Origin of the sequence: Serratia sp. KG1D, from assembly GCF_037150675.1 — a bacterium.
Lineage (GTDB): Bacteria > Pseudomonadota > Gammaproteobacteria > Enterobacterales > Enterobacteriaceae > Serratia > Serratia nematodiphila.
Genome location: NZ_JBAGIH010000003.1, coordinates 18,166 through 41,788, shown reverse-complemented (window position 1 = coordinate 41,788; position 23,623 = coordinate 18,166). Strand labels below are relative to the sequence as shown.

Annotated in this window: 15 protein-coding genes and 1 riboswitch; of the genes, 8 read left to right on the top strand and 7 right to left on the bottom strand. The window is 61.5% G+C overall.

Features of this window, described 5'->3' with window-relative positions; translation table 11 throughout:
• The first annotated feature begins 40 nt into the window (after positions 1–40).
• Both malF and malG read left to right on the top strand, forming a co-directional pair.
• Complete coding sequence (gene malF, locus WFM45_RS15280; protein ID WP_033631964.1) at positions 41–1,618, top strand: maltose ABC transporter permease MalF; 1,578 nt, start codon at positions 41–43, stop codon at positions 1,616–1,618.
• Positions 1,619–1,629: 11 nt separating this feature from the next.
• Positions 1,630–2,520, top strand: coding sequence for a maltose ABC transporter permease MalG (gene malG / locus WFM45_RS15275; protein ID WP_015379237.1), 891 nt, complete (start codon positions 1,630–1,632; stop codon positions 2,518–2,520).
• A gap of 211 nt (positions 2,521–2,731) precedes the next feature.
• Here the strand turns inward: malG and psiE are convergent, their stop codons facing one another.
• Positions 2,732–3,139 carry a phosphate-starvation-inducible protein PsiE gene (gene psiE / locus WFM45_RS15270; protein WP_015379238.1) on the bottom strand — a complete coding sequence of 136 codons (408 nt, stop codon included), beginning with the start codon at positions 3,137–3,139 and terminating at the stop codon, positions 2,732–2,734.
• Positions 3,140–3,363: 224 nt separating this feature from the next.
• Here psiE and WFM45_RS15265 point away from each other — a divergent pair, with 224 nt between their 5' ends.
• A complete protein-coding gene (locus WFM45_RS15265; RefSeq protein WP_336956314.1) occupies positions 3,364–4,797 on the top strand; it encodes a capsule assembly Wzi family protein in 1,434 nt (477 codons plus the stop codon).
• Positions 4,798–4,858: 61 nt separating this feature from the next.
• Here WFM45_RS15265 and pgi read toward each other — a convergent pair whose 3' ends face one another.
• On the bottom strand, positions 4,859–6,505 hold the full coding sequence (pgi, locus tag WFM45_RS15260; protein ID WP_033631962.1) for a glucose-6-phosphate isomerase: 1,647 nt from the start codon (positions 6,503–6,505) through the stop codon (positions 4,859–4,861).
• Between the two features lie 229 nt (positions 6,506–6,734).
• Here pgi and WFM45_RS15255 point away from each other — a divergent pair, with 229 nt between their 5' ends.
• The 5 genes from WFM45_RS15255 to WFM45_RS15235 all read left to right on the top strand — a co-directional run bounded on the left by WFM45_RS15255 (position 6,735) and on the right by WFM45_RS15235 (position 18,261).
• On the top strand, positions 6,735–8,543 hold the full coding sequence (locus tag WFM45_RS15255; protein WP_033631961.1) for a cation:proton antiporter: 1,809 nt from the start codon (positions 6,735–6,737) through the stop codon (positions 8,541–8,543).
• Positions 8,544–8,595: 52 nt separating this feature from the next.
• Positions 8,596–8,790, top strand: a riboswitch (Lysine riboswitch).
• Between the two features lie 107 nt (positions 8,791–8,897).
• Positions 8,898–10,265, top strand: coding sequence for a lysine-sensitive aspartokinase 3 (gene lysC / locus WFM45_RS15250; protein ID WP_004936686.1), 1,368 nt, complete (start codon positions 8,898–8,900; stop codon positions 10,263–10,265).
• Positions 10,266–10,409: 144 nt separating this feature from the next.
• Positions 10,410–11,327, top strand: coding sequence for a ketopantoate/pantoate/pantothenate transporter PanS (gene panS / locus WFM45_RS15245; protein ID WP_033631960.1), 918 nt, complete (start codon positions 10,410–10,412; stop codon positions 11,325–11,327).
• A gap of 385 nt (positions 11,328–11,712) precedes the next feature.
• On the top strand, positions 11,713–13,392 hold the full coding sequence (locus tag WFM45_RS15240; RefSeq protein WP_033631958.1) for a ShlB/FhaC/HecB family hemolysin secretion/activation protein: 1,680 nt from the start codon (positions 11,713–11,715) through the stop codon (positions 13,390–13,392).
• Between the two features lie 45 nt (positions 13,393–13,437).
• On the top strand, positions 13,438–18,261 hold the full coding sequence (locus WFM45_RS15235) for a hemagglutinin repeat-containing protein (RefSeq protein ID WP_336956313.1): 4,824 nt from the start codon (positions 13,438–13,440) through the stop codon (positions 18,259–18,261).
• Between the two features lie 47 nt (positions 18,262–18,308).
• On the opposite strand, the gene WFM45_RS15230 is transcribed toward WFM45_RS15235, so the two are convergent.
• The 5 genes from WFM45_RS15230 to WFM45_RS15210 form a co-directional block, all read right to left on the bottom strand.
• Complete coding sequence (locus WFM45_RS15230) at positions 18,309–19,958, bottom strand: Na/Pi cotransporter family protein (RefSeq protein WP_004936675.1); 1,650 nt, start codon at positions 19,956–19,958, stop codon at positions 18,309–18,311.
• A 207-nt stretch (positions 19,959–20,165) separates the two neighbouring features.
• Positions 20,166–21,158, bottom strand: coding sequence for an ABC transporter ATP-binding protein (locus tag WFM45_RS15225; protein ID WP_033631956.1), 993 nt, complete (start codon positions 21,156–21,158; stop codon positions 20,166–20,168).
• A gap of 4 nt (positions 21,159–21,162) precedes the next feature.
• Complete coding sequence (locus tag WFM45_RS15220; protein WP_336956309.1) at positions 21,163–21,948, bottom strand: ABC transporter permease; 786 nt, start codon at positions 21,946–21,948, stop codon at positions 21,163–21,165.
• Positions 21,949–21,965: 17 nt separating this feature from the next.
• A complete protein-coding gene (locus WFM45_RS15215; RefSeq protein ID WP_033631955.1) occupies positions 21,966–22,811 on the bottom strand; it encodes an ABC transporter permease in 846 nt (281 codons plus the stop codon).
• Entirely contained in the window at positions 22,808–23,617 is an 810-nt protein-coding gene (locus tag WFM45_RS15210; protein WP_021505156.1) for an alkaline phosphatase family protein, read from the bottom strand. The genes WFM45_RS15215 and WFM45_RS15210 overlap by 4 nt, the downstream gene beginning before the upstream one ends.
• Between the last annotated feature and the right edge of the window lie 6 nt (positions 23,618–23,623).

The following is a 23,623-nucleotide window of genomic DNA, read 5'->3' as shown; positions in this document are numbered from 1 at the left end:
CCGTGGCGCCCCGCCATTGCTTCACAGAAAGGAACGCCCTATGCAATTCGCTCACGCGGGGACGCCTGCGCGTAAAAAATCGAAGTGGTGGCAAAGCGACGCGCTGAAATGGCTGGTGGTCGGCCTGTTCAGCCTGGTGACCTGCTACCTGATTGTGTTGATGTATGCACAGGGTGAATACCTGTTCGCCATCCTGACGCTGATCCTGGTCAGCGCCGGACTTTACGTCTTCGCCAACCGCCGCGCCTACGCCTGGCGCTATGTGTATCCCGGCGTCGCCGGCATGGGACTGTTCGTCCTGTTCCCGCTGATCTGCACCATCGCCATCGCCTTTACCAACTACAGCAGCACCAACCAGCTGACCTTTGAGCGCGCGCAATCGGTGCTGATGCAACGCCAGTTCCAGAGCGGCAAAACCTTCACCTTCGGCCTCTACCCGGCGGAAAATCAGCAATGGCGCCTGCAATTAACCTCGCCGGACAGTGAACAGCCGTTGATTTCCGAGCCTTTCCGCCTCGACGCCGCTGCGCCGCAAACCCTGACATTGACCACGCAGAGCGCCGCGCCGCAGGGCGAACGCGCCACGCTGCGGGTGATCACCCAGAACCGGCAAGCGCTGAGCCAGCTGGTGGCGCAACTGCCCGACGGCGGTGAATTGCGCATGAGCTCTCTTCGCCAATTCTCCGGCACCCGTCCGCTGTATGCGCTGGACAAAGACGGCAGCACGCTGACCAATAACCAGACCCAGGTACGCTATCGACCGAACGGCGACATCGGCTTCTATCAGGCGATCAACGCCGACGGCGGCTGGGCGCAGGAAACCCTGAGCCCCGGCTATACCGTCACCACCGGCTGGAAAAACTTCCTGCGGGTGCTGCAGGACGAAGGCATCAAGAAACCGTTCGTGTCGATCTTCATCTGGACCATCGTGTTCTCGGTAATGACGGTGATCCTCACCGTGGCGGTCGGCATGGTGTTGGCCTGCGTGGTGCAGTGGGAGGCGCTGAAAGGCAAGGCGATCTACCGCGTGCTGCTGATCCTGCCCTATGCGGTGCCGTCGTTCATCTCGATCCTGATCTTCAAAGGGTTGTTCAACCAGAGCTTCGGCGAAATCAACATGATGCTCAGCCATCTGTTCGGCATCAAACCCGCCTGGTTCAGCGATCCGCTCACCGCCAAGAGCATGATCCTGATCGTCAACACCTGGCTCGGCTACCCGTACATGATGATCTTGTGCATGGGGCTGCTGAAAGCGATCCCGGACGATCTGTACGAGGCCTCGGCGATGGATGGCGCCAACCCGTGGCAAAACTTCTTCCGCATCACCTTGCCGCTGCTGATCAAGCCGCTGACGCCGCTGATGATCGCCAGCTTCGCCTTCAACTTTAACAACTTCGTGCTGATCCAGCTGCTGACCAACGGCGGCCCGGACATGATCGGCACCACCACGCCGGCCGGCTATACCGATCTGCTGGTCAGCTACACCTACCGCATCGCCTTCGAAGGCGGCGGCGGGCAAGACTTCGGCCTGGCGGCCGCCATCGCCACGCTGATCTTCCTGCTGGTGGGCGCGCTGGCGATCCTGAATTTGAAAGCCAGCAAGATGAACTTCGATTAGGGAGAATAACGATGGCCATGGTTCAACCCAAATCCCAGCGCTTGCGCCTGTGGATCACCCATATCTTGATGCTGTGCTTTATCGCCCTGATCATGTTTCCGCTGCTGATGGTGGTCGCCATCTCGCTGCGCGCCGGCAACTTCGCCACCGGCAGCCTGATACCGGAAACCCTCTCTTGGGATCACTGGCGGCTGGCGCTCGGCTTCAGCGTCACCCACGCCGACGGCAGCGTGACGCCGCCGCCGTTCCCGGTGCTGTTGTGGCTGTGGAACTCAGTCAAGATCGCGGCGATCACCGCCATCGGTATCGTGACGCTGTCCACCACCTGCGCCTACGCCTTCGCCCGCATGCGTTTTCGCGGCAAGAGCACGCTGTTGAAAAGCATGCTGATCTTCCAGATGTTCCCGGCGGTGCTGTCGCTGGTGGCGCTGTACGCCCTGTTCGATCGCCTGGGCCAGTACATTCCGTTTATCGGCCTGAACACCCACGGCGGCGTGATTTTCGCCTACATGGGCGGCATTGCGCTGCACGTCTGGACTATCAAAGGCTATTTCGAAACCATCGACAATTCGCTGGAAGAAGCGGCGGCGCTGGATGGCGCCACGCCGTGGCAGGCGTTCCGTCTGGTGCTGTTGCCGCTGTCGGTGCCGATTCTGGCGGTGGTATTCATTCTGTCGTTTATTGCCGCCATCACCGAAGTGCCGGTGGCGTCGCTGCTGCTGCGCGATGTGAACAGCTACACGCTGGCGGTGGGGATGCAGCAATATCTCAACCCGCAGAACTATCTGTGGGGCGACTTCGCCGCCGCCGCGGTGCTATCGGCGATACCGATTACCGCCGTGTTCCTGCTGGCGCAGCGCTGGCTGGTGGGCGGCCTGACGGCCGGCGGCGTGAAGGGGTAATTTGTGCCACTGCAGTGCGTTTGATGTTTTTCCTTATCTTTTACCCTATGGATTTCAAGTTACAGCTAGGCGACCAGCTCGCTAAGCCCAGGCGCTTACTTCAGTAAGTAACTGGGGTTAGCGAGTGCAGTCAACAACGCTGTCGCTTGAAAGATGACGGGTAATTATATCCTGTGTCTTTGGCGGCCTTTGGCCGCCATTTTTATCTCAGCTACTCCCGTTTCAGCCGGTCGGTGTTGGCCAGATAGAGCGTCACCACCAGCACCAATATCGCCGCGGCGTAGATCAGGGTGTCGATGGGATTTTTGTGATCCACGATAATCAAACGAATAATCGCGGTAATGCCGATATAAATAAAATAGCGCAGCGGGAAATGATAACCCGACTCAAAATACTTGACGATCAAGGCGATAAATTCAAAGTACAGAAAATAAATCACGATGCCTTCAATCAACAGGTAAGAGGACGACTCTTCGCTGTTAATAAATAACACCTTCGCCAGATGGATGGTCTCCTTGACCAGAAACACCACCAGAATTGCCGCCAGCAGCAACAAGCCCACGTTCAGCACCCTCTGCAGCCCCTTCGCTATCATGATCGAACGCGACGTTTTTGCCATAAAACCTCTCCTGAATACCGCTTATATGATTCAACCGTGCCAATATAGGCATTGTCCTAAAAATTCCGCCCTTCGCGAAAGCACTTTAAACCCCATTTAATTCATCACGTTATAATAAGATGTTTCTGGCTTATAGATTTGTAGCAAATCGAAATGTCAACTATCATGGGTCACAGAGATCTTTACATAAAACCAATAACCTCGAATTAACAAGGGAATTCTTTATGCGCGCTAAACTTAACGGACTGGTCGCTGCAGGCCTGTTTACCTGTGCATTGTCCGGCCACGCCGCCGGCCTGGTAGCCCCTGACAACGATCTGCGTAACGATCTCGCCTGGTTGTCTGACCGCGGCGTCATCAACGTCAGCCTGTCCACCTGGCCGCTGAGTCAGGAAGAGATCAGTTCCGTTATCGCGCAGGCCAAACCGGTGACCAACACCGAGAAAAACGTCATCGACCGCGTGCAACGCCGCGTTGACGCCCTGAAAGCCAACATCCGCGTCAGCGGTTACGCCTCGACCGATAAACCCGGCACCCCGCAGGGCTTCGGCCAAAACGAGTACGCCGACGATCGCCTGACCATCGGCGCCGGCGCCAACGGCGAGTTCTGGGACGTGCGTCTGCAGGGCTCGGTGGAAGGCGATCAGCGTGTCAGCGACGGTTCCAAATTCAACATGAACGGCTCCTACGGCGCGGTGAAGATCTGGAACCAATGGCTCTCCTTCGGCGAGGTTTCCCAGTGGTGGGGCCCGGGTTACGACGGCAGCCTGATCCGCTCCGACGCCGCGCGCCCGGTCGCCGGCTTTATGCTGCAGCGCGCCGACCAATCGCCGTTTGAAACCCCGTGGCTGTCGTGGATCGGCCGCTGGCAATACCAGCTGTCCGCCGGCCAGCTGTCGCAGTACAGTTCTGTCCCACATACCAAATTGTTTGGCGGCCGTTTCACTATGATGCCGACCGACTTTCTGGAGTTGGGCGCTTCACGCGTCATGATGTGGGGTGGTGAAGGCCGCCCTCACTCCTGGAGTTCCTTCTGGGATGGCGTAACCGGCAACGATAACACCGGCGATCCGAAAAACGATCCGGGCAACCAACTGGGCGGCTTTGACTTCAAACTCAAGCTGCAGCCGCTCCTCGGTCTGCCGGTCAGCCTGTATGGCCAAATCACCGGCGAAGATGAAGCTGGTATGCTGCCTTCGCATAACGCCTACCTGTTGGGCCTGGAAGGGCACCCAGAGTGGGGTCCAACGACCATCAACTGGTATATCGAAGGGTCGGATACACGCTCCGATGGCCACGACAATAATGTGATGTATTACCACTACGTCTACAAGGGCGGCTACTACCAACAGGGCTACCCGCTGGGCCACGCGATGGGTGGCGACGGCCAGATGCTGTCCGGCCGCGTCGAGCTGGTGCTGGACGACAGTCAGCGCTGGAGCACCCGTCTGGTGTACGCCAAGGTGAACCCGAACAGCCAAACCATCAACCGGGCGTTCCCGAAATCCGATACGCTGAAGGGCGTCCAGGTCGGTTGGGGTTACACCTTCCCGTCCCAGGTTAAGTTCGATACCAGCCTGTGGTACACCGACAACGATCACAGCACCGCCGACGACGTGGGCGCTGGCGTCAGCTTCGAAGTGCCGATCAACCTGTAATTTTTTGCAGACGTAAAAAAACCCGCCGCGGCGGGTTTTTTATTGGCTTCAGCTCAGACGCTTAGCGCCATTCCTTGAAGCGGTTGATCAGCGCATTGGTCGAGCTGTCGTGACTGCTGATTTTCTCGCTGCCCGCCAGCTCCGGCAGGATGCGGTTAGCCAGCTGTTTGCCCAGCTCCACGCCCCACTGATCGAAGGTGAAGATGTTCAGGATCGCGCCCTGGGTGAAGATCTTGTGCTCGTACAGCGCGATCAGGCTGCCCAGGCTGAACGGGGTGATTTCACGCAGCAGGATTGAGTTGGTCGGCCGGTTGCCTTCAAACACCTTGAACGGCGCCACGTGCTTGACCTGCTCAGGGGTTTTGCCCTGCGCCGCGAACTCGGCTTCCACCACTTCCAGCGATTTGCCAAACGCCAGCGCTTCGGTCTGAGCGAAGAAGTTGGACAACAGTTTGGCGTGATGATCGCCCAGCGGGTTATGGCTGATGGCCGGCGCGATGAAATCGCACGGCACCAGCTTGGTGCCCTGGTGGATCAACTGATAGAAAGCATGCTGGCCGTTGGTGCCCGGCTCGCCCCAGATGATCGGGCCGGTCTGGTAATCCACCGGGTTGCCGTTGCGATCGACGTACTTGCCGTTGGATTCCATGTTGCCCTGCTGGAAGTAAGCGGCAAAACGGTGCATGTACTGATCGTACGGCAGAATGGCTTCGGTTTCGGCGCCGAAGAAGTTGTTGTACCAAATACCGATCAGCGCCAGCAGCACCGGCAGGTTTTTCTCCGCCGGCGTTTCGGCGAAGTGCTTGTCCATAGCGTGCGCGCCGCTCAACAGCTGCTCGAAGTTGTCATAACCGATGGACAGCGCGATCGACAGGCCGATCGCCGACCACAGGGAGTAACGGCCACCGACCCAGTCCCAGAATTCGAACATGTTGTCGGTATCGATGCCGAACTCGGCTACCGCTTTGCCGTTGGTGGACAGCGCGGCGAAGTGCTTGGCCACGTGCTGTTGATCGGCGGCGCTGCTCAGGAACCAGTCACGCGCGCTGTGGGCGTTGGTCATGGTTTCCTGAGTGGTGAAGGTTTTGGAGGCCACCAGGAACAGCGTGGTTTCCGGATTCAGCGGCTGCAGCGTTTCGGCGATGTGGGTGCCGTCGACGTTGGAGACGAAGTGCATGTTCAGGTGGTTTTTATAAGGGCGCAGCGCTTCGGTCACCATGTAAGGGCCGAGATCCGAACCGCCGATGCCGATGTTCACCACGTCGGTGATCGGCTTGCCGGTGTAGCCTTTCCACTCGCCGCCGATGACGCGCGCGCAGAACTGTTTGATCTTGGCCAATACCGCGTTCACTTCCGGCATCACGTCTTTGCCGTCGACCAGAATCGGGCTGTTGCTGCGGTTGCGCAGGGCAATATGCAGCACCGCGCGATCTTCGGTGCGGTTGATCTTCTCACCGGCGAACATCGATTTGATGGCGCCTTGCAGATCGGTTTCTTTCGCCAGCGCCTGCAGCTTCTCCAGAGTTTCCTGCGTGATGCGGTTCTTGGAATAGTCCACCAACATTTGGTCGTTGAAGGTCGCGGAGAACCTGGAGAAACGATCGCTGTCCTGGGCGAACAGGTCAGCGATCCGTACGTCTTTCATCTGTGCATAATGTTGCTGCAGGGATTGCCAAGCAGCGGTTTGACTAGGATTGATATTTTTCATAGCAACACTCTTAGGCTTGAGAATAAAAATGACGCGTTTGTCCGATTGTAGCCTGTTCGACTGTGATTATGATCTCTTTTCTTGCGATAGGCGCTAACTGTCAACGCATTGCCGCCTCGTTTCAGCTTTCACTCTATACTTTTGGCTAACGGCCTGTTATCGGGGTTGCCGAATTGTCATCAGGCTGTGTCATCGTCGTTTATTTCGTCATTTGAAAGGGATCTCGCTTATGGAATTATCCGCCCCGCTCATGTTGGTGCTTATCGGCCTGGCGTCGCTGCTGGCGCAGTGGCTAGCCTGGTTGCTGCGCCTGCCGGCCATCTTGCCGCTGCTGCTGTTCGGCATCGTGCTCGGCCCGACGGTGCATCTGGTACAGCCGGATCTGCTGTTCGGCGATCTGCTGTTTCCGCTGGTGTCGCTGTCGGTAGCGATCATCCTGTTCGAAGGGGCGCTGACGCTGCGCTTCGAGGAGATACGCGGCCTCGGCGGCGTGGTGCGCAACCTGGTCACCGTCGGCATGCTGGCCACCTTTCTGGTCATCAGCCTCGCCAGCTGGTGGCTGCTGGATTTCCCGCCGGAGCTGGCGGCGCTGATCGGCGCGGTGACGGTGGTGACCGGGCCGACGGTGATCGCCCCGCTGATGCGCGTGGTGCGGCCGAACGCCAACATTAACCAGGTGTTGCGCTGGGAAGGGATCGTCATCGATCCGGTCGGCGCCATCTTCACCCTGCTGGTGTTCGAGTTTATCGTGCTGAAGCAGAATGCGGAGTCCTATACCCACCTGTTTTGGACGCTGGGCGTGACCGCCGCCGTCGGTCTTATCGCCGGCGCGCTGTTCGGCTACCTGCTCGGCCTGGCGCTGCGCCGCGTTTGGCTGCCGCGCTACCTGCAGAACCTGGCGGTGCTGGCTATTATGCTGACCGCCTTCGGCGTGTCCAACGCCATCGCCGACGAATCCGGCCTGCTGACCGTCACGGTGATGGGCATCTGGCTGGCCAATATGCGCGACGTGGACACCAGCGATATTCTGGCGTTTAAAGAGGAGCTGTCGGCGATCCTGATCTCGGCGCTGTTCATCATTCTGGCGGCGCGGCTCGACATTCAGGCGCTGTGGAACATGGGCTGGCCGCTGCTCCTGCTGCTGCTGGCGGTGCAGTTCATCGCCCGGCCGCTGTGCATCGCGGTGTCGACCTGGCGCTCTTCCCTGCACTGGCGCGATCGGCTGCTGCTGTGCTGGATCGCCCCGCGCGGCATCGTGGCCGCGGCGGTCAGTTCGCTGTTCGCGCTGACGCTGCAGCGCAGCGGCTATCAGGGCGCCGACCGGCTGGTGACCGTGGTGTTCGCCATCATCATCGGCACCGTGGTGTTGCAAAGCCTGACCAGCGGCATGATGGCGCGCTGGCTGCGGGTGCAACAGCAGAAACCGCGCGGCGTGCTGATCGTCGGCGCCAACAGCGTGGCGCGCATGCTGGCGCAGGCGCTGATCAAGCTGAACGTGCCGGTGATCGTCACCGACAGCAGCTGGGAATACTACCGTCAGGCGCGCATGGACGGCATTCCGGCCTACTATGGCCACGCCTACTCCGAACACGCCGAGAACTACCTCGATCTGAGCAATATCGCCCAGGTGCTGGCGCTGTCGCCGAATCGCCACCAAAACGCGCTGGCGGTTTATCACTTCGGTCACCTCTTCGGCGAGGATCACGTGTTCGCCATCCGTTCGGGGGCGCCGCTGAAAGGGCGCGGCGCCAGCGCGGAAAGTTCGCGTTTCCGCCGGCATGAAATTTTATTTAATCAGGAAGCCACCTACGGCCGCCTGAGCAGCCTGCTCGCCAGAGGGGCCACCATCAAAGCGACCAAATTGAACGAAAATTTCGGTTGGCTGGAGTATTTGGAGAAACATCAGGGCGTTATTCCGCTATTCAGCCAAAAGGAAGACGGTTCTCTGCAACCGATTGGCGCCGGTTCCACGCCCGCGATGCCCTGTACGCTTATCGCGCTGGTGCAAGATGAAAATCCCTCACCGTCTGTACGTTGACAGAATGGCGATAACCGGCTATTCCTAACAGCCTACTTGCGCACCCGGTGCGCAAGCCAGAAGAGGCGCGTCGCCCAGGTAGAGTGTCAGAGGAGCCGTTTCTCCGTTGACGGCACCCGAGGGGGAGCGACGCCGAGGTAGGGTAATGGCCGGCCATTATCGTATCGACTACAGGGGCTGAATCCCCTGGGTTGTCACCAGGGGATCGCCCGCAGGGCGATCGACAAGGTGGGGCGCTTCTGGGTGTATCGTAGCCTGACCTCTACGCCTGCCCCCTGTTTACCGCTCTCCCCTTGTGCCAAGGCTATGGAATTACAGTGCCCCAAACGGGCATCCCTGACACGAGGTTTCTAGATGAACCAAGCAGCACCCCAGAATTCCACCGTGGTAGCCAAGTTCGGCGGCACCAGCGTCGCCGACTTTGAAGCCATGAACCGCAGCGCCGACGTCGTGCTGGCCAACCCGCAGGTCCGCCTGGTGGTGTTGTCCGCTTCGGCGGGCGTCACCAACCTGTTGGTCGCCCTGGCCGAGGGTTGCGAGGCCGACAAACGCAATTACCAGCTTGATGAAATCCGACGCATCCAGTACGCCATCCTCGATCGCCTCGCGGCGCCGGCGGTGATCCGCGACGAAATAGACCGCCTGCTGGAAAACATCGCCATGCTGTCGGAAGCCGCGTCGCTGGCCACCTCGACGGCGTTGACCGACGAACTGGTCAGCCATGGGGAGCTGATGTCCACCCTGTTGTTCGTTGAAATCCTGCGCGCCCGCAACGTGCAGGCCGAATGGTTCGACGTGCGCAAAGTGATGCGCACCGACGATCACTTCGGCCGCGCCGTGCCGGACAGCGCCGCGCTCAGCGAACTGGCCCGGGCGCAATTGCAGCCGCGCCTGCAGGAAGCGCTGGTGGTCACCCAGGGCTTTATCGGCAGCGAGCCGAAGGGCCGCACCACCACGCTCGGCCGCGGCGGCAGCGACTATACCGCCGCGCTGCTCGGCGAAGCGCTCGGCGTCGGCCGGGTGGATATCTGGACCGACGTGCCGGGCATCTACACCACCGATCCGCGCGTGGTGCCGGCGGCCAAGCGCATCGACAAAATCGGTTTCGAAGAGGCGGCGGAAATGGCCACCTTCGGCGCTAAAGTGCTGCATCCGGCCACCCTGTTGCCGGCGGTGCGCAGCGATATTCCAGTGTTCGTCGGCTCCAGCAAGGATCCGGCGGCCGGTGGCACGCTGGTGTGCAACACCACCGAGAACCCGCCGCTGTTCCGCGCGCTGGCGCTACGCCGCAAGCAAACGCTGCTGACGCTGCACAGCCTGAACATGCTGCACGCGCGCGGTTTCCTGGCCGAGGTGTTCAACATCCTGGCGCGCCATAATGTCTCCGTCGATCTGATCACCACTTCGGAAGTCAGCATCGCACTGACCATGGACACCACCGGCGCCACCTCCGTCGGCGGCAGCCTGCTGACCACCTCACTGCTGACCGAACTGTCGTCGCTGTGCCGGGTGGAAGTGGAAGAAAACCTGGCGCTGGTGGCGATCATCGGCAACCAGCTGTCGCGCGCCTGCGGCGTGGGCAAAGAGGTGTTCGGCGTGCTCGATCCGTTCAATATCCGCCTGATCTGCTACGGCGCCAGCAGCTATAACCTGTGCTTCCTGGTGCCGGGCGAAGAAGCCGAGCAGGTGGTGCGTACCCTGCATCACAACCTGTTCGAATAAGTCATTATCCCTGATTGCGGGCGCAGCATGCTGCGCCCCTGCGTCTAAAAAATCCGTTCAAAACCTGCAGGGGTTCAGCATGTTGAGCCCGCAATAAAAACACAACCACATCCACCGTTCTCAATCTGGCTAAGGAAAACCTGCATGCTGGCACTACTCACGCGCTTATTCCCCCTGTGGGCGATACTGCTGTCCGTCGCCGCTTATTACACGCCGACCACCTTTACCGCTATCGGCCCCTACGTCAGCCCGCTGCTGATGCTGATCATGTTCGCCATGGGCGTCACGCTGCGGCTCGACGACTTCAAACGCGTGCTGGCGCGCCCCGGCCCGGTGGCGGCAGGCATCTTCCTGCATTATCTGATCATGCCGCTGGCGGCCTGGATCCTGGCGATGCTGTTCCGCATGCCGCCGGATCTGTCCGCCGGCATGGTGCTGGTGGGCAGCGTGGCCAGCGGCACCGCCTCCAACGTGATGATCTATCTGGCCAAGGGTGACGTGGCGCTGTCGGTGACCATCTCGGCGGTCTCGACGCTGGTGGGCGTGTTCGCCACGCCGCTGCTGACCCGTCTGTACGTCGACGCCGAGATCAGCGTCGATATCATGGGCATGCTGTTGAGCATTCTGCAGATTGTGGTGATCCCGATCGGCCTGGGCCTGATCGTCCACCATACCCTGACCAAGGTGGTGAAGCGCATCGAGCCACTGTTGCCGGCGTTGTCGATGGTGTGCATTCTGGCGATCATCAGCGCGGTGGTGGCGGGCAGCCAAAGCCATATCGCTTCGGTCGGCCTGGTCGTTATCATCGCGGTGATCCTGCACAACGGCATCGGTCTGCTGAGCGGCTATTGGGGCGGCAAACTGTTCGGCTTCGACGAGTCCACCTGCCGCACGCTGGCGATCGAAGTGGGCATGCAGAACTCCGGGTTGGCGGCCACGCTGGGCAAAATTTACTTCTCGCCGCTGGCCGCGCTGCCAGGCGCGCTGTTCTCGGTCTGGCACAACCTCTCCGGTTCACTGCTGGCGGGTTATTGGTCCGGCCGCCCTATCAAGAAGAAATAAACCGCCTGTAGGGACGCAAACAATTGCGTCCCTTTTCTTTCCTGCGAAATTTCGTATTTCCCACTGGTCGGATTGTCATAATTCCCCTCATCCCCTATCATCCGTGAAAAATAAAAATTCAGATTCTTCCTATCCATGCCGATAATGTTGGCAAGAGGAAGAGACGCTCCACTTTTTTTAATTAATTAAGTCACCAGGGTTGCCCGCCATAAAAGAAGCAGCCTAATTATTATTTAGATATATACCCACCGTCTTATTTGCTGCGGCAAATCAAGATACCTCGCAATGTGCATGTCGCTCATTATTTCGGGCCGGCCGTCGGCCGCCCGTGGTTAACCTCATGGATTGGGCTGGCTGCCCCGGCGGCCTCTCAGAATGGATTACAATGATAAAAAAAATCACCGCCTTGACGCTGCTGGTCAGCACGGCCCTTTCCGCCGAAACCCTGCCGGACTCCCACATGATGCGGGATATGTCGATGGGGGAGTCGCGCCGCGCGTTGCAAGACAGCACGCGTGAAGTCAACCAGTTGATTGAGCAACGCCGCTACCAGCAGTTGAAGCAACAGCGCCTGCTGGCGGAACCGGAACCGGCCGCGCCCGCACTGCCGCAGTCCGCGCAGTGCCTGCCGATCGCCGGCGTTTATCTGCAGGGAGTCACCCTACTCTCGCCGGCCGATTTGTCGGCCCTGAGCGCGCTGCCGGAACAGTGCATCAGCAGCAACGATATCAATCGCCTGACCCGTGAATTAACGCGTCTTTATGTGCAAAAGGGCTATATCACCGCGCGCGTGCAAATTGTTCGCCCTAATTCACAAGGAGAATTGGGGTTAAGCGTGACGGAAGGATTTATCGAGAAAATAGAAGGCGGCGATCGCTGGGTCAACAGCCGTTTATTATTTCCGGGGCTGGAAGGCAAGCCGTTGAAATTAACCGAGCTCGATCAGGGATTGGATCAGGCCAATCGTTTGCAATCGAATACCACCAAGCTGGATATATTGCCCGGCCGCCAGGTTGGCGGTTCGGTTATTCGTTTGCGCAATCAGCATGCCAAGCCCTGGCTGATTACCGCCGGCACGGATAATTACGGCCAAAAAAGCACCGGCCGGTGGCTGGCGCGCGCCACTGCCACGTTGGACAGCCCGTTTGGCCTATCGGACTTTGTCAGCCTGAACGCCAACAGCACGCTGGAAAACCCGGCTCACCGCTATAATCGCGCCTATACCCTGCTCTATTCGCTGCCGTACGGCGCGTTCACCTTCAGCGGGTTCGCCAGCTTCTCGTCCTATGAAAACCACCAGCAGCTGCCGCACAACGTGGTCAAACTGCACGGCCAGACCCAACAGTACGGGCTGCGCAGCGACTACGTGTTTTATCGCGATCACGATCAGATAGACAGCCTGAGCGGCCAGCTGACCTACAAGCGCATCGACAACTACTTCGAAAGCGTGCGCCTTGAGGTCAGCAGCCCAACGCTGACCCTGGCCGAACTGAGCGCCAGCCACCTGCAAATTCTGCCCAATGGCGTGTTCAGCGCCAACCTCAGCGTCGAGCAGGGGATGCCGTGGCTGGGGGCCGGCCGCCACCCGAGTTCGGTGCACCTCGACAGCCAGTTCACCAAAGGCAAGCTGTTCGCCAACCTCAGCCAGCGCCTCCAACTGGGTGACGCCACCTATCAGCTCAACAATCTGTTCTATGGCCAGTACAGCCGCGACCCGCTGCCCGGCGTGGAGTGGCTGAGTCTCACCGATCGCAGCGCCGTGCGCGGCTTCAGCCGCAGCACCCAGTCCGGCGACAACGGCTGGTATCTGCAAAATACGCTGTCCCGCAGTTTCAATCTGGGTGCCACCACGCTGACGCCGCGCCTCGGCGCCGACGTCGGCCGCATTCTGCCGCGTCAGGACAACTCGGGCTGGCGCAGCAGCGCCGGTGTGAGCAGCGGCGCCACGTTACGTTACCGCCAGGCGCTGGTCGATCTCGAGGTCAGCCGCGGCTGGATTTTGTCTAACCACGCTACGCCGGAAGATCCCGTTCAGGTGCTGGCCCGCTTTTCTTACACCTTTTAATCAACAGTTTTGCAGGACCCCACGGCAATATACGGAGATACATGGATGAAAAATAATAACTTCAGACTTTCGGCGGCAGGCAAACTGGCCGCCGCGCTGGCGATTATTCTCGCCGCTTCCGCCGGCGCCTACGCCGCAGAGATCGTTGCGGCCAACGGCGCCAACGGCCCCGGCGTCTCCACCGCCGCCACCGGCGCGCAGGTGGTCGATATCGTCGCGCCGAACGGCAACGGGCTGTCGCACAACCAATATCAGGACTTCAACGTCAACCAGCCCGGCGCGGTGCTGAACAACTCCCGCGAGGCGGGACTGTCGCAGTTGGCCGGCCAACTGGGCGCCAACCCCAATCTGGGCGGACGCGAAGCCAGCGTGATCCTCAACGAAGTGATCGGCCGCAATCCGTCGCTGCTGCACGGCCAGCAAGAGATCTTCGGCATGGCGGCCGACTACGTGCTGGCCAACCCGAACGGCATCAGCTGTCAGGGCTGCGGATTCATCAATACCAGCCATTCCTCACTGGTGGTCGGCAACCCGCTGGTGGAAAACGGCGTGCTGCAGGGTTACAGCACCTTCGGCAACCGCAACACTCTGAGCCTCAATGGCACCCTGAACGCCGGTGGCGTACTGGATCTGATCGCGCCGAAGATCGACAGCCGCGGCGAAGTGATCGTGCAAGATTTCAAACATTCGAATGGTAAAGTGACCTCGGCGACGATCAACGCCATCAGCGGCCTTAACCGGGTAGCGCGCGACGGCACGGTGCAGGCCAGCCAACAGATACCGACCGCGCTGGACAGCTACTACCTCGGCAGCATGCAGGCCGGGCGCATCAACATCATCAACACCGCGCAGGGCAGCGGCGTGAAACTGGCCGGCTCGTTGAACGCCGGCGATGAACTCAAGGTGAAAGCCTATGATATCCGTAGCGAAAGCCGCGTCGACGACGCCAGCAGCAACAAAAACGGCGGCGATAACTATCAAAATTACCGTGGCGGCATCTACGTCAACGATCGCAGCAGCAGCCAGAAGCTGACCCGCACCGAGCTGAAAGGCAAGAACATCAGTCTGGTGGCGGATAATCACGCGCACCTCACCGCCACCGATATCCGCGGCGAAGACATTACGCTGCAGGGCGGTAAGCTGACGCTCGACGGCCAGCAGTTGAAACAGACCCAGGGCCACACCGACGACCGCTGGTTCTACTCCTGGCAATACGACGTCACCCGTGAGCGCGAGCAGTTGCAGCAGGCGGGCAGCACCGTCGCCGCCAGCGGCAACGCCAAACTCGTCAGCACCCAGGAAGACGTGAAGCTGCTGGGCGCCAATGTCAGCGCCGACCGCGCGCTGAGCGTCAAAGCGGCGCGCGACGTACACCTTGCCGGGCTGGTGGAGAAGGATAAATCCAGCGAGCGCGGCTACCAGCGCAACCACACCTCCAGTCTGCGTACCGGCAGCTGGAGCAGCAGCGACGAAAGCGAGAGCCTGAAGGCCAGCGAACTGCGCAGCCAGGGCGAACTGACGTTGAAAGCCGGCCGCAATGTCGCGACCCAGGGCGCCAGGGTACACGCCCAGCGCGATCTGACGATCGACGCGAACGAGCAGATTCAGATCGGGGTGCAGAAAACCGCCAACGCCAAAGCGGTGCGCGATGACAAAACCTCCTGGGGCGGCATCGGCGGCGGCGACAACAAGAACAACAGCAACCGCCGCGAGGTCAGTCACGCTTCCGAGCTGACCAGCGACGGCACGCTGCGCCTGAACGGTCAGCAAGGCGTCACCATCACCGGCAGCAAGGCGCGCGGCCAGAAAGGCGGCGAAGTCACCGCCACGCAAGGTGGCCTGCGCATCGACAACGCGCTGAGCACCACCGTGGACAAAATCGACGCGCGCACCGGCACCGTGTTCAACATCACCAGCAGTTCGCACAAGGCCGACAACAGCTACCAGAGCAGCACCGCCAGCGAGCTGAAGTCCGACACCAACCTGAAGCTGGTCAGCCACAAGGATGCCGACGTGATCGGCAGCCAGGTCGCCAGCGGCGGTGAACTGAGCGTCGAGTCGAAGACCGGCAACATCAACGTCAAGGCCGCCGAGCGGCAGCAGAACATCGACGAGCAGAAGACCGCGCTCACCGTTAACGGCTACGCCAAAGAAGCCGGTGACAAGCAGTACCGCGCCGGTGTGCGCATCGAGCACACCCGCGACAGCGAGAAAACCACCCGCACCGAGAATAGCGCCTCAAGCCTCAGCGGCGGCAGCGTGAAGCTCAAGGCGGAGAAGGACGTGACCTTCAGCGGTTCTCAATTGGTCGCCGACAAAGGCGGCGCCAGCGTCAGCGGCAACAAGGTTTCGTTCCTGGCGGCCGACGATAAAACGGCCTCAAACACCGAGCAAACCAAGATCGGCGGCGGTTTCTATTACACCGGCGGCATCGACAAACTCGGCAGCGGCGTGGAAGCCGGCTACGAGAACAGCAAAACCCAGACGCAAAGCAGCAAGGCGATCACCTCCGGCAGCGACGTCAAAGGCAATCTGACGATCAACGCCCGCGACAAGCTGACCCAGCAAGGCGCGCAGCACAGCGTCGGCGGCGCCTATCAAGAAAACGCCGCCGGCGTCGATCACCTTGCCGCCGCCGACACCGCCAGCACCACCACCACCAAAACCGACGTTGGGGTGAACATCGGCGCCAACGTCGATTACAGCGCCGTGACCCGTCCGGTCGAGCGCGCGGTCGGCAAGGCGGCCAAGCTGGACGCTACCGGCGTTATCAACGACATCGGCGGCATCGGCGCGCCTAACGTCGGCCTGGATATCGGCGCACAGGGCGGCAGCAGCGAAAAACACAGCAGCAGCTCGCAGGCGGTGGTCAGCTCGGTGAAAGCCGGCAGCATCGACATCAATGCCAAAGGCGAAGTGCGCGATCAGGGCACGCAGTACCAGGCGAGCAAAGGCGCGGTCAACCTGACGGCGGACAGCCACCGCAGCGAAGCCGCGGCAAACCGTCAGGACGAGCAGAGCCGCGACACCCGCGGCAGCGCCGGCGTGCGCGTCTACACCACCACCGGCAGCGATCTGACCGTGGACGCCAAGGGCGAAGGCGGCACCCAGCGCAGCAACAGCAGCGCCAGCCAGGCGGTGACCGGCTCGATCGACGCGGCCAACGGCATCAACGTCAACGTGAAAAAAGACGCGGTCTATCAGGGTACCGCGCTGAACGGCGGCAGCGGTAAAACCGCCGTCAACGCCGGCGGCGATATCCGCTTCGATCAGGCCAGCGACAAACAGAGCGAGAACCACAGCGGCTTTAACGTCAAAGCGTCCGCCAAAGGCGGCTTCACCGCCGACAGCAAAAACTTCGGCGCCGGTTTCGGCGGCGGCACCCACAACGGTGAAAGCAGCAGCAGCACCGCGCAGGTCGGTAACGTCAACGGCCAGGGTGTGGAGCTGAAGGCGGGCCGCGATCTGACGCTGCAGGGCACCAACGTCAAGAGCCAGGGCGACGTCAGCCTGAACGCGGGCAACAAGGTCGCGCTGCAGGCGGCGGAATCGACCCAAACGCGTAAGGAAAGCAAGCTGTCCGGCAATATCGATCTGGGCGCCGGCAGCAGCGACAGCAAGGAAAAAACCGGCGGCAGCCTCTCCGCCGGCGGCGCCTTCGACATCGCCAAGGTCAATGAGTCCACGACCGAGCGCCAGGGCGCCACTATCGCCTCAGACGGCAAGGTCACCCTGTCCGCCAACGGCAAAGGCGATGACGCGCTGCATCTGCAGGGGGCCAAAGTCAGCGGCGGCAGCGCCGCGCTCGAAGCGAAAAACGGCGGCATCCTGCTGGAATCCGCCAAGAACGAGCAGCATAAGGACAACTGGAATCTGGGCATCAAAGCCAACGCCAGAGGCGGTCAAACCTTCAACAAGGACGCCGGCGGCAAGGTCGATCCGAACACCGGCAAAGACACCCACACGCTGGGCGCAGGTCTGAAAGTCGGCGTGGAGCAGCAGGATAAAACCACCCACGCCAACACCGGCATCACCGCGGGCGACGTGGCGCTCAACAGCGGCAAAGACACCCGCCTTGCCGGCGCGCGCGTCGATGCCGACAGCGTGCAGGGCAAGGTGGGCGGCGATCTGCGCGTTGAAAGCCGCAAAGACGCTGAGAAAGGCGTGAAAGTGGATGTGGATGCCGGTCTGAGCCACAGCAACGATCCGGGCAGCAGCGTCACCTCCAAGCTGTCGAAGGTCGGCACGCCGCGTTACGCCGGTAAGGTGAAAGAGAAACTGGAGGCCGGAGTGAACAAAGTGGCCGACGCCACCACCGACAAGTACAACAGCGTGGCGCGTCGCCTTGATCCGCAGCAGGACACCACCGGCGCGGTCAGCTTCAGCAAGGCCGACGGCAAAGTCACGCTGCCGGCAACGCCGGCCGGCGAAAAACCGCAGGGCCCGCTGTGGGATCGCGGCGCACGCACCGTCGGCGGCGCGGTGAAAGACAGCATCACCGGTCCGGCCGGTCGCCAGGGGCACCTCAAGCTCAATGCCGACGTGGTGAACAACAACGCGGTTGGCGTGCAGTCGGCGATTGCCGGTAAGCACGGCGTGGCGCTGCAGGTCGGCGGCCAAACCCAACTGACCGGCGGCGAGATCCGCAGCCAGCAGGGCAAGGTGGAACTGGGCGGTAGCCAGGTCAGCCAGCAGGACGTCAGCGGCCAGCGCTATCAGGGCGGCGGCCGCGTCGATGCGGCGGCCACGGTAGGTGGACTGTTAGGCGGCGCGGCGAAGCAAAGCGTCGACGGCAACGTGCCGTTCGCCAGCGGCCATGCCTCAACTCAGCAGGCGGACGCCAAAGCCGGCGTGTTCAGCGGCAAATAACGCGCCCCCCAACGCAACGCCCCCGGTTAAAACCGGGGGCGTTTTTTTTACAGCGTGCTTGGGGTGTCTTCCCAGTCGCGATCGTCGTCTTTCGCATCCTGATCCAACACGTTGTAGGCCACGGCGCAAAACAGCGAGTTCAGGCGCTTCATGTCTCCCAACAATCCCAAATGCAGCGAACTGGTCTCGATGCTCTGCACGTTTTGCTGATGCAAACGATCGACGTGCGCATGCGCGTAGCGGCGATCCAGAATGCGGAAGCGGTGCTTGGAACGACGCAGGCGTTTGGCGCTGGTGACGTCGCCGGACAGGAACACCGACAGCCCCAGACGCAGGTTGCCGATCAGCCGTTCGTGCAGCCCGTCCAGTTCCGCCAATCCTTCCGCCGAGAAGGCGCGGCGCGCGGCGTGCGATTTGGCGCCCACGTCGCCGGCCATGCGCTCGATGATGTCGCCCGCCTGTTCCAGGTTGAGCGCCATTTCGATGATTTCCGCCCAGCGGCGCGAATCTTCCTCGCCCAGATCTTCCTTCTGGATCTGCGCCAGATACAGCTTGATGGCGGTGTACAGCACGTCGACGTCATCGTCGAGTCGCCGCACCTCTTTATCCACGCCTTGCTTACCGTGCAGCACTTCGCGCTGCAGGATCATCATGTGTTCCACCACGTCGCCCATGCGCAGCGTTTCGCGCGCCGCGTTGGCCAGCGCCAGCGTCGGCGTATCCAGCGCGCTGGCATCCAGATGACGCGGCCGCATGCGCGGGTCGTCGGCCGCCACGTCGACGATCAGCCGTTCGCACAGCGTCGCCATCGGCCCGGCCAACGGGATCATCACCAGACAACGGATCAGGTTGTAGAACACGTGGAAATAGATCACCAGCTCTTCGCTGCCGCCCGGCAGCTGAGCCATCACATCCGCCAGATAGGAGACGAACGGCAACACCAGGATGCAGCCCACCAATTTGAACAGCAGGCTGCCTAGCGCCACGCGCCGCCCGGCGGCGTTCTGGCCGCTGGCGTTGATCATCGCCAGCAGGCCGCTGCCGAGGTTGGCGCCGATCACCAGACAGAGCGCTACCTTCAGCGAAATCACGCCGGTGGCGGTCAGGGTGGCGGTCAGCAGCACCGCGGCCAGGCTGGAATAGCTGACGATGGCGAACAGCGCGCCGGTCAGGGCGTCCAGCATCACATCGCCGGTCAGCGACGAGAACAGCACTTTCACCCCGGCCGCCTGGGTGATCGGCGTGGCGGCGGCGACGATCAGTTCCAGCGCCAGCACGATCAGCCCAAGGCCGATCAAGACGCGTCCGATCTGGCCGATCCGCATCTGTTTGCGGCTGAGGAACAGGAAGACGCCGACCAAGATCAGCAGCGGCGACAGCCAGGAAAGATCGAAGGTCAACACGCGCGCCATCAGCGCGGTGCCGACGTCGGCGCCCAGCATGATCACCAGCGCAGGCGCCAGCCCCACCAGCCCCTGCGCGACGAAAGAGGTCACCAGCAGCGCGGTGGCGTTGCTGCTTTGCACCAGCGCGGTCACGCCGATGCCGGAAACGAACGCCAGCGGTTTTTTCTCAACGCTGTCGCTCAACACGCGCCGCAGATTGGCGCCGTAAACCCGCATGATCCCGGTGCGCACGATGTGGGTGCCCCACACCAACAGCGCCACGGACGAAAGCAGGTGAAGAAGGGTCAGCACGGAAGATACGCTCCATTAACGCCCGGCCAAAGGAGGCTGATACCCGACGCCTGTCACGCGACGCAGAGAGGCGAGCCAAAGGATGACGGGTACAGCGCGCGGTCCCGCCTGCCGGGCGTGGGTCTGGCAGGACAGCGGGCGGGCGGCAGACCGCAGAAGAGAAGGGTTAAGGCGGCGGTGGGAGAGCCCCGGCGCCGCGCTGCGAAGTCATGCAACTTCCCGCAATACAACTGGTTCCAAGTGTAGCCCAATTTCCGCGCCGTCGGGCCGCAGATCGGCCACCGAACGGTTGAGCACGTCAACCAGCAACTCTACCTCGCGAACCTGAATCCGATAGCGTACCACATTCCCGAGCAAACTGTGACCAAGGATCACCCCGCCGATCCCCTGTCCGGCCGGCAACAGGCCGATAGACTCTGGGCGGATCGCCACCTTGCCGGCATAGCTGCGCCCGGTCAGCCGGCCGGCCTGTTCGGCGCTCAGCAGGTTATAGTTGCCGATAAAACCGGCGGCGAAGGCGTCCGCCGGCTGGGTATACAGGGTTTCCGCATCACCGCTCTGCACGATCTGCCCCTTGTTCATCAGGACGATGCGATCCGACAGGGTCAGCGCCTCTTCCTGATCGTGGGTGACGAAGATCGCCGTCAGGTTCAGCTCGCGTTGAATGCGCCGGATCTGCTCGCGCAGATGTTTGCGAATGCGCGCATCCAGCGCCGACAGCGGTTCGTCGAGCAACAGCAGACGCGGGCGCGTGACCAGCGATCGCGCCAGCGCCACGCGCTGACACTGGCCGCCCGACAGCTGGTGCGGATAGCGCTTCGCCAGATCGCTCAGCTCCACCAGCGCCAGCACCTCCTGCACCCGCTGGCCGATCTGCCCGGCCGCCAGCTTCTGCATTTTCAGGCCGAAGGCCACGTTGCCTTCCACCGTCATATTGGGAAACAGCGCATAGCTTTGGAACACCATGCCGATGCCGCGCTTTTGCGGCGCCAGCGGCACCAGATCCTGGCCCTGCAGTAAAATTTGCCCGCTGTCGACCGGAGTCAGGCCGGCCAGACAGCGCAACAGCGTCGACTTGCCGCAGCCGCTCGGCCCCAGCAGGGTGACGAACTCCCCCTCTTCGGCGGTGAAATCGATATCCTGAAACACCTGGGTCTGGCCATAGTGTTTGTTCAGGCGAGTGACGTTGAGATAAGCCATCGGGTTAACCCTTGTTTTTATTCAGCAGGTTCGCCAGCCAGGTGACGAACAGCACCACGGCGAAATAGGAGATGACCAGCGCGCTGGTGAAATGCCCGCTGCCGTTGCGCATATTGAACAGATAGACCTGCAGCGTTTCATACTGGCTGCCCACCAGCAGGTTGGCGAACACGAACTCGCCGATCAGGAACGAGAACGACAGCAGCACGGCGATCGTTCCGCCCTTGCGCAGATTCGGCAGCACCACCCACAGCGCCGCCCGCCAGGTACTGGCGCCGAGCAAGTGCGCGGCGTCCATCAGATCGCGCAGGTTGATCGCCTGCATGTTGTTGCTGATAGCGCGGTAGATAAACGGCAGCGCGATGGTGAAATAGCAACCCACCAAAATCCAGGGGGTGCCGAGCAGCGGCAGCGGATCGGCGGCGAACAGTTGCATCAGCCCCACCGCCGACACCACCGGCGGCACGGCGAACGGCAGCAGAATCAGCACGTTCATCACCGCGTCCAGCTTGGGGAAGTAGTAAGCGATCACAAACATCGCCGGCAGGATCACCACCACCGACAGCAGCAGCGTGCCGAAGCAGATCAGCAGCGAGTGCCACAGCGCCTGCAAAAAGCGCGGATCGCTCCACAGCGCCGTCAGCCACTTCAGGGTAAAACCGTCCGGCAAAATGGTGGCGCCCCACTGGGTAGCCAGCGCGTAAATCAGCGTCGCCGCCAGCGGCAGCAGCAGGATCAACAGCAGCAGGCCGGTCACCGTGCGGTGGTACAAGCGTTCAACACGCGACATGAGCATTCTCCAGCCGGTTATGAGCGCGCATTGAGGTAACTCCTGCGCAGCATCCATTGGTGGATCACCGTGATAAACGCCATCATCACCACCAGCAGCATCGCCAGCGCGCTGGCCAGATTCGGATCGAGGGAGATGTCCCCCGCCACCAGCGCCGAGATGCGGATCGGGATCACGTTGAAGTTGCCGGTGGTCAGCGCGTACACCGTGGCGTAGGCGCCCAGCGCATTGGCCAGCAGGATGACGAAGGTGCCCATCAGCGCCGGCGCCAGCACCGGCAGGCCGATATGCCGCCAGTAGCGCCAGGGGCCGGCGCCGAGCAGCGCCGCCGACTCACGCCAATCGGCGCGCAGCGCGTCGAACGCCGGATACAGCAGCAGCACCCCGAGCGGGATCTGGAAGTAGGTATACAGCACGATCAGGCCGCTCTTCGAATAGAGGTTGAAGCTCTCCATCAGGCCGTATTTGCGCAGCAGCAGCGTCAGGCAGCCGTTCAACCCCAGCAGAATGACGAAGGCGAACGCCAGCGGCACCCCGGCGAAGTTGCTGGTCATGTTGGTGAACGACATCACGAAGTCATGAAAGCGGGTCTGGCCGAGCTGGCGAAGTGAGTAACTGCCCACTAATGCAATCAGCAAGCCGTAGACGCTCGACCACAGCGAGATCTCCAGCGAGAACTGAAAGGCCTGCAGGTAGAACGGCGAGGTGAGGATATCGACATAGTTGCCCCATCCCCAGCCGCCGGTCTCGCTGAAAAAGCTGTGAACGGCGATCCACACCAGCGGGGCGATCTGAAACGCGCCGAACAGCACGATAAACGGCAGCAGGCACAGCGCGGCGATCCATTTGGTTTTGCTGTTCATCGCGCATCCTGCGCCAGCAGCGCCCGGCAGCGCGGCTTGTCGTGCGGCGCCTGCAGCAGATCGCAGATCGTGCCGCACAGCTCGGTTTGCTGCGGATCGGCGTCGTCCAGGCTGAAGCCCGCGCCGAACACGAACAGCGGCACCTGGCGCTCTTCCGGCAACACCCCGCCGTGGCTGCGATCGTCGTTCATGCCGTGGTCGGCGGTGACCAGCACCTGATAACCGGCCGCCAGCCACTCGGGCAGGTAGCGCGACAGCGAGCCGTCGGCGCGCCGCGCCGCGTTGCGGTACTGCGGCGAAGAGAGGCCGAAGCGGTGGCCGGCGTCGTCGATGTTCATCGGGTGGATCAGCAGGAAATCCGGCTGATGACGCAGACGCAGGCTTTCGGCGTCGTCGAACAGATGGCTGTCGGGATAGCCGTCGTCGTAATAGAAATGCCCGTGCTGAATCGGCAGCTCGGGGGCGTCGGTATGGCGGTCGCGCGCGGCGTCGAACGGCGTGCGGTTATACAATTCGCTGAACCAATGATACGCGGCGGCGGCGGTGGTCAGCCCGGCGGCGCGCGCGTAATGAAACACGCTTTGTTGATGAGAAAGGCGCGAGACGTGGTTGTGCACCACGCCGCTCTCCACCGGCGTGACGCCGGTGAGGATGCATTCATACAGCGGCCGGGAGAGCGAGGGCAACTCGCTCTCCAGCAGGTACAACCGCCCGCGTCCCGCCGCGCATTCGGCCTGCAGATACCCCATGGCGTCGTGCGCCACCCGGTAGTTGAGGCCGTCCAGCAGCACGAGGATCGTTTTCATGGTGCG

What these genes read in the sequence shown, in the direction of transcription:
- panS (WP_033631960.1), top strand. Translation starts at nt 10,410, where the DNA reads ATGCTGGCACTACTCACGCGCTTATTCCCCCTGTGGGCGATACTGCTG.
- malG (WP_015379237.1), top strand. Translation starts at nt 1,630, where the DNA reads ATGGCCATGGTTCAACCCAAATCCCAGCGCTTGCGCCTGTGGATCACC.
- WFM45_RS15255 (WP_033631961.1), top strand. Translation starts at nt 6,735, where the DNA reads ATGGAATTATCCGCCCCGCTCATGTTGGTGCTTATCGGCCTGGCGTCG.
- psiE (WP_015379238.1), bottom strand. Translation starts at nt 3,139, where the DNA reads ATGGCAAAAACGTCGCGTTCGATCATGATAGCGAAGGGGCTGCAGAGG.
- WFM45_RS15215 (WP_033631955.1), bottom strand. Translation starts at nt 22,811, where the DNA reads ATGAACAGCAAAACCAAATGGATCGCCGCGCTGTGCCTGCTGCCGTTT.
- WFM45_RS15240 (WP_033631958.1), top strand. Translation starts at nt 11,713, where the DNA reads ATGATAAAAAAAATCACCGCCTTGACGCTGCTGGTCAGCACGGCCCTT.
- WFM45_RS15265 (WP_336956314.1), top strand. Translation starts at nt 3,364, where the DNA reads ATGCGCGCTAAACTTAACGGACTGGTCGCTGCAGGCCTGTTTACCTGT.
- WFM45_RS15235 (WP_336956313.1), top strand. Translation starts at nt 13,438, where the DNA reads ATGAAAAATAATAACTTCAGACTTTCGGCGGCAGGCAAACTGGCCGCC.
- malF (WP_033631964.1), top strand. Translation starts at nt 41, where the DNA reads ATGCAATTCGCTCACGCGGGGACGCCTGCGCGTAAAAAATCGAAGTGG.
- lysC (WP_004936686.1), top strand. Translation starts at nt 8,898, where the DNA reads ATGAACCAAGCAGCACCCCAGAATTCCACCGTGGTAGCCAAGTTCGGC.
- WFM45_RS15220 (WP_336956309.1), bottom strand. Translation starts at nt 21,948, where the DNA reads ATGTCGCGTGTTGAACGCTTGTACCACCGCACGGTGACCGGCCTGCTG.
- pgi (WP_033631962.1), bottom strand. Translation starts at nt 6,505, where the DNA reads ATGAAAAATATCAATCCTAGTCAAACCGCTGCTTGGCAATCCCTGCAG.
- WFM45_RS15225 (WP_033631956.1), bottom strand. Translation starts at nt 21,158, where the DNA reads ATGGCTTATCTCAACGTCACTCGCCTGAACAAACACTATGGCCAGACC.
- WFM45_RS15210 (WP_021505156.1), bottom strand. Translation starts at nt 23,617, where the DNA reads ATGAAAACGATCCTCGTGCTGCTGGACGGCCTCAACTACCGGGTGGCG.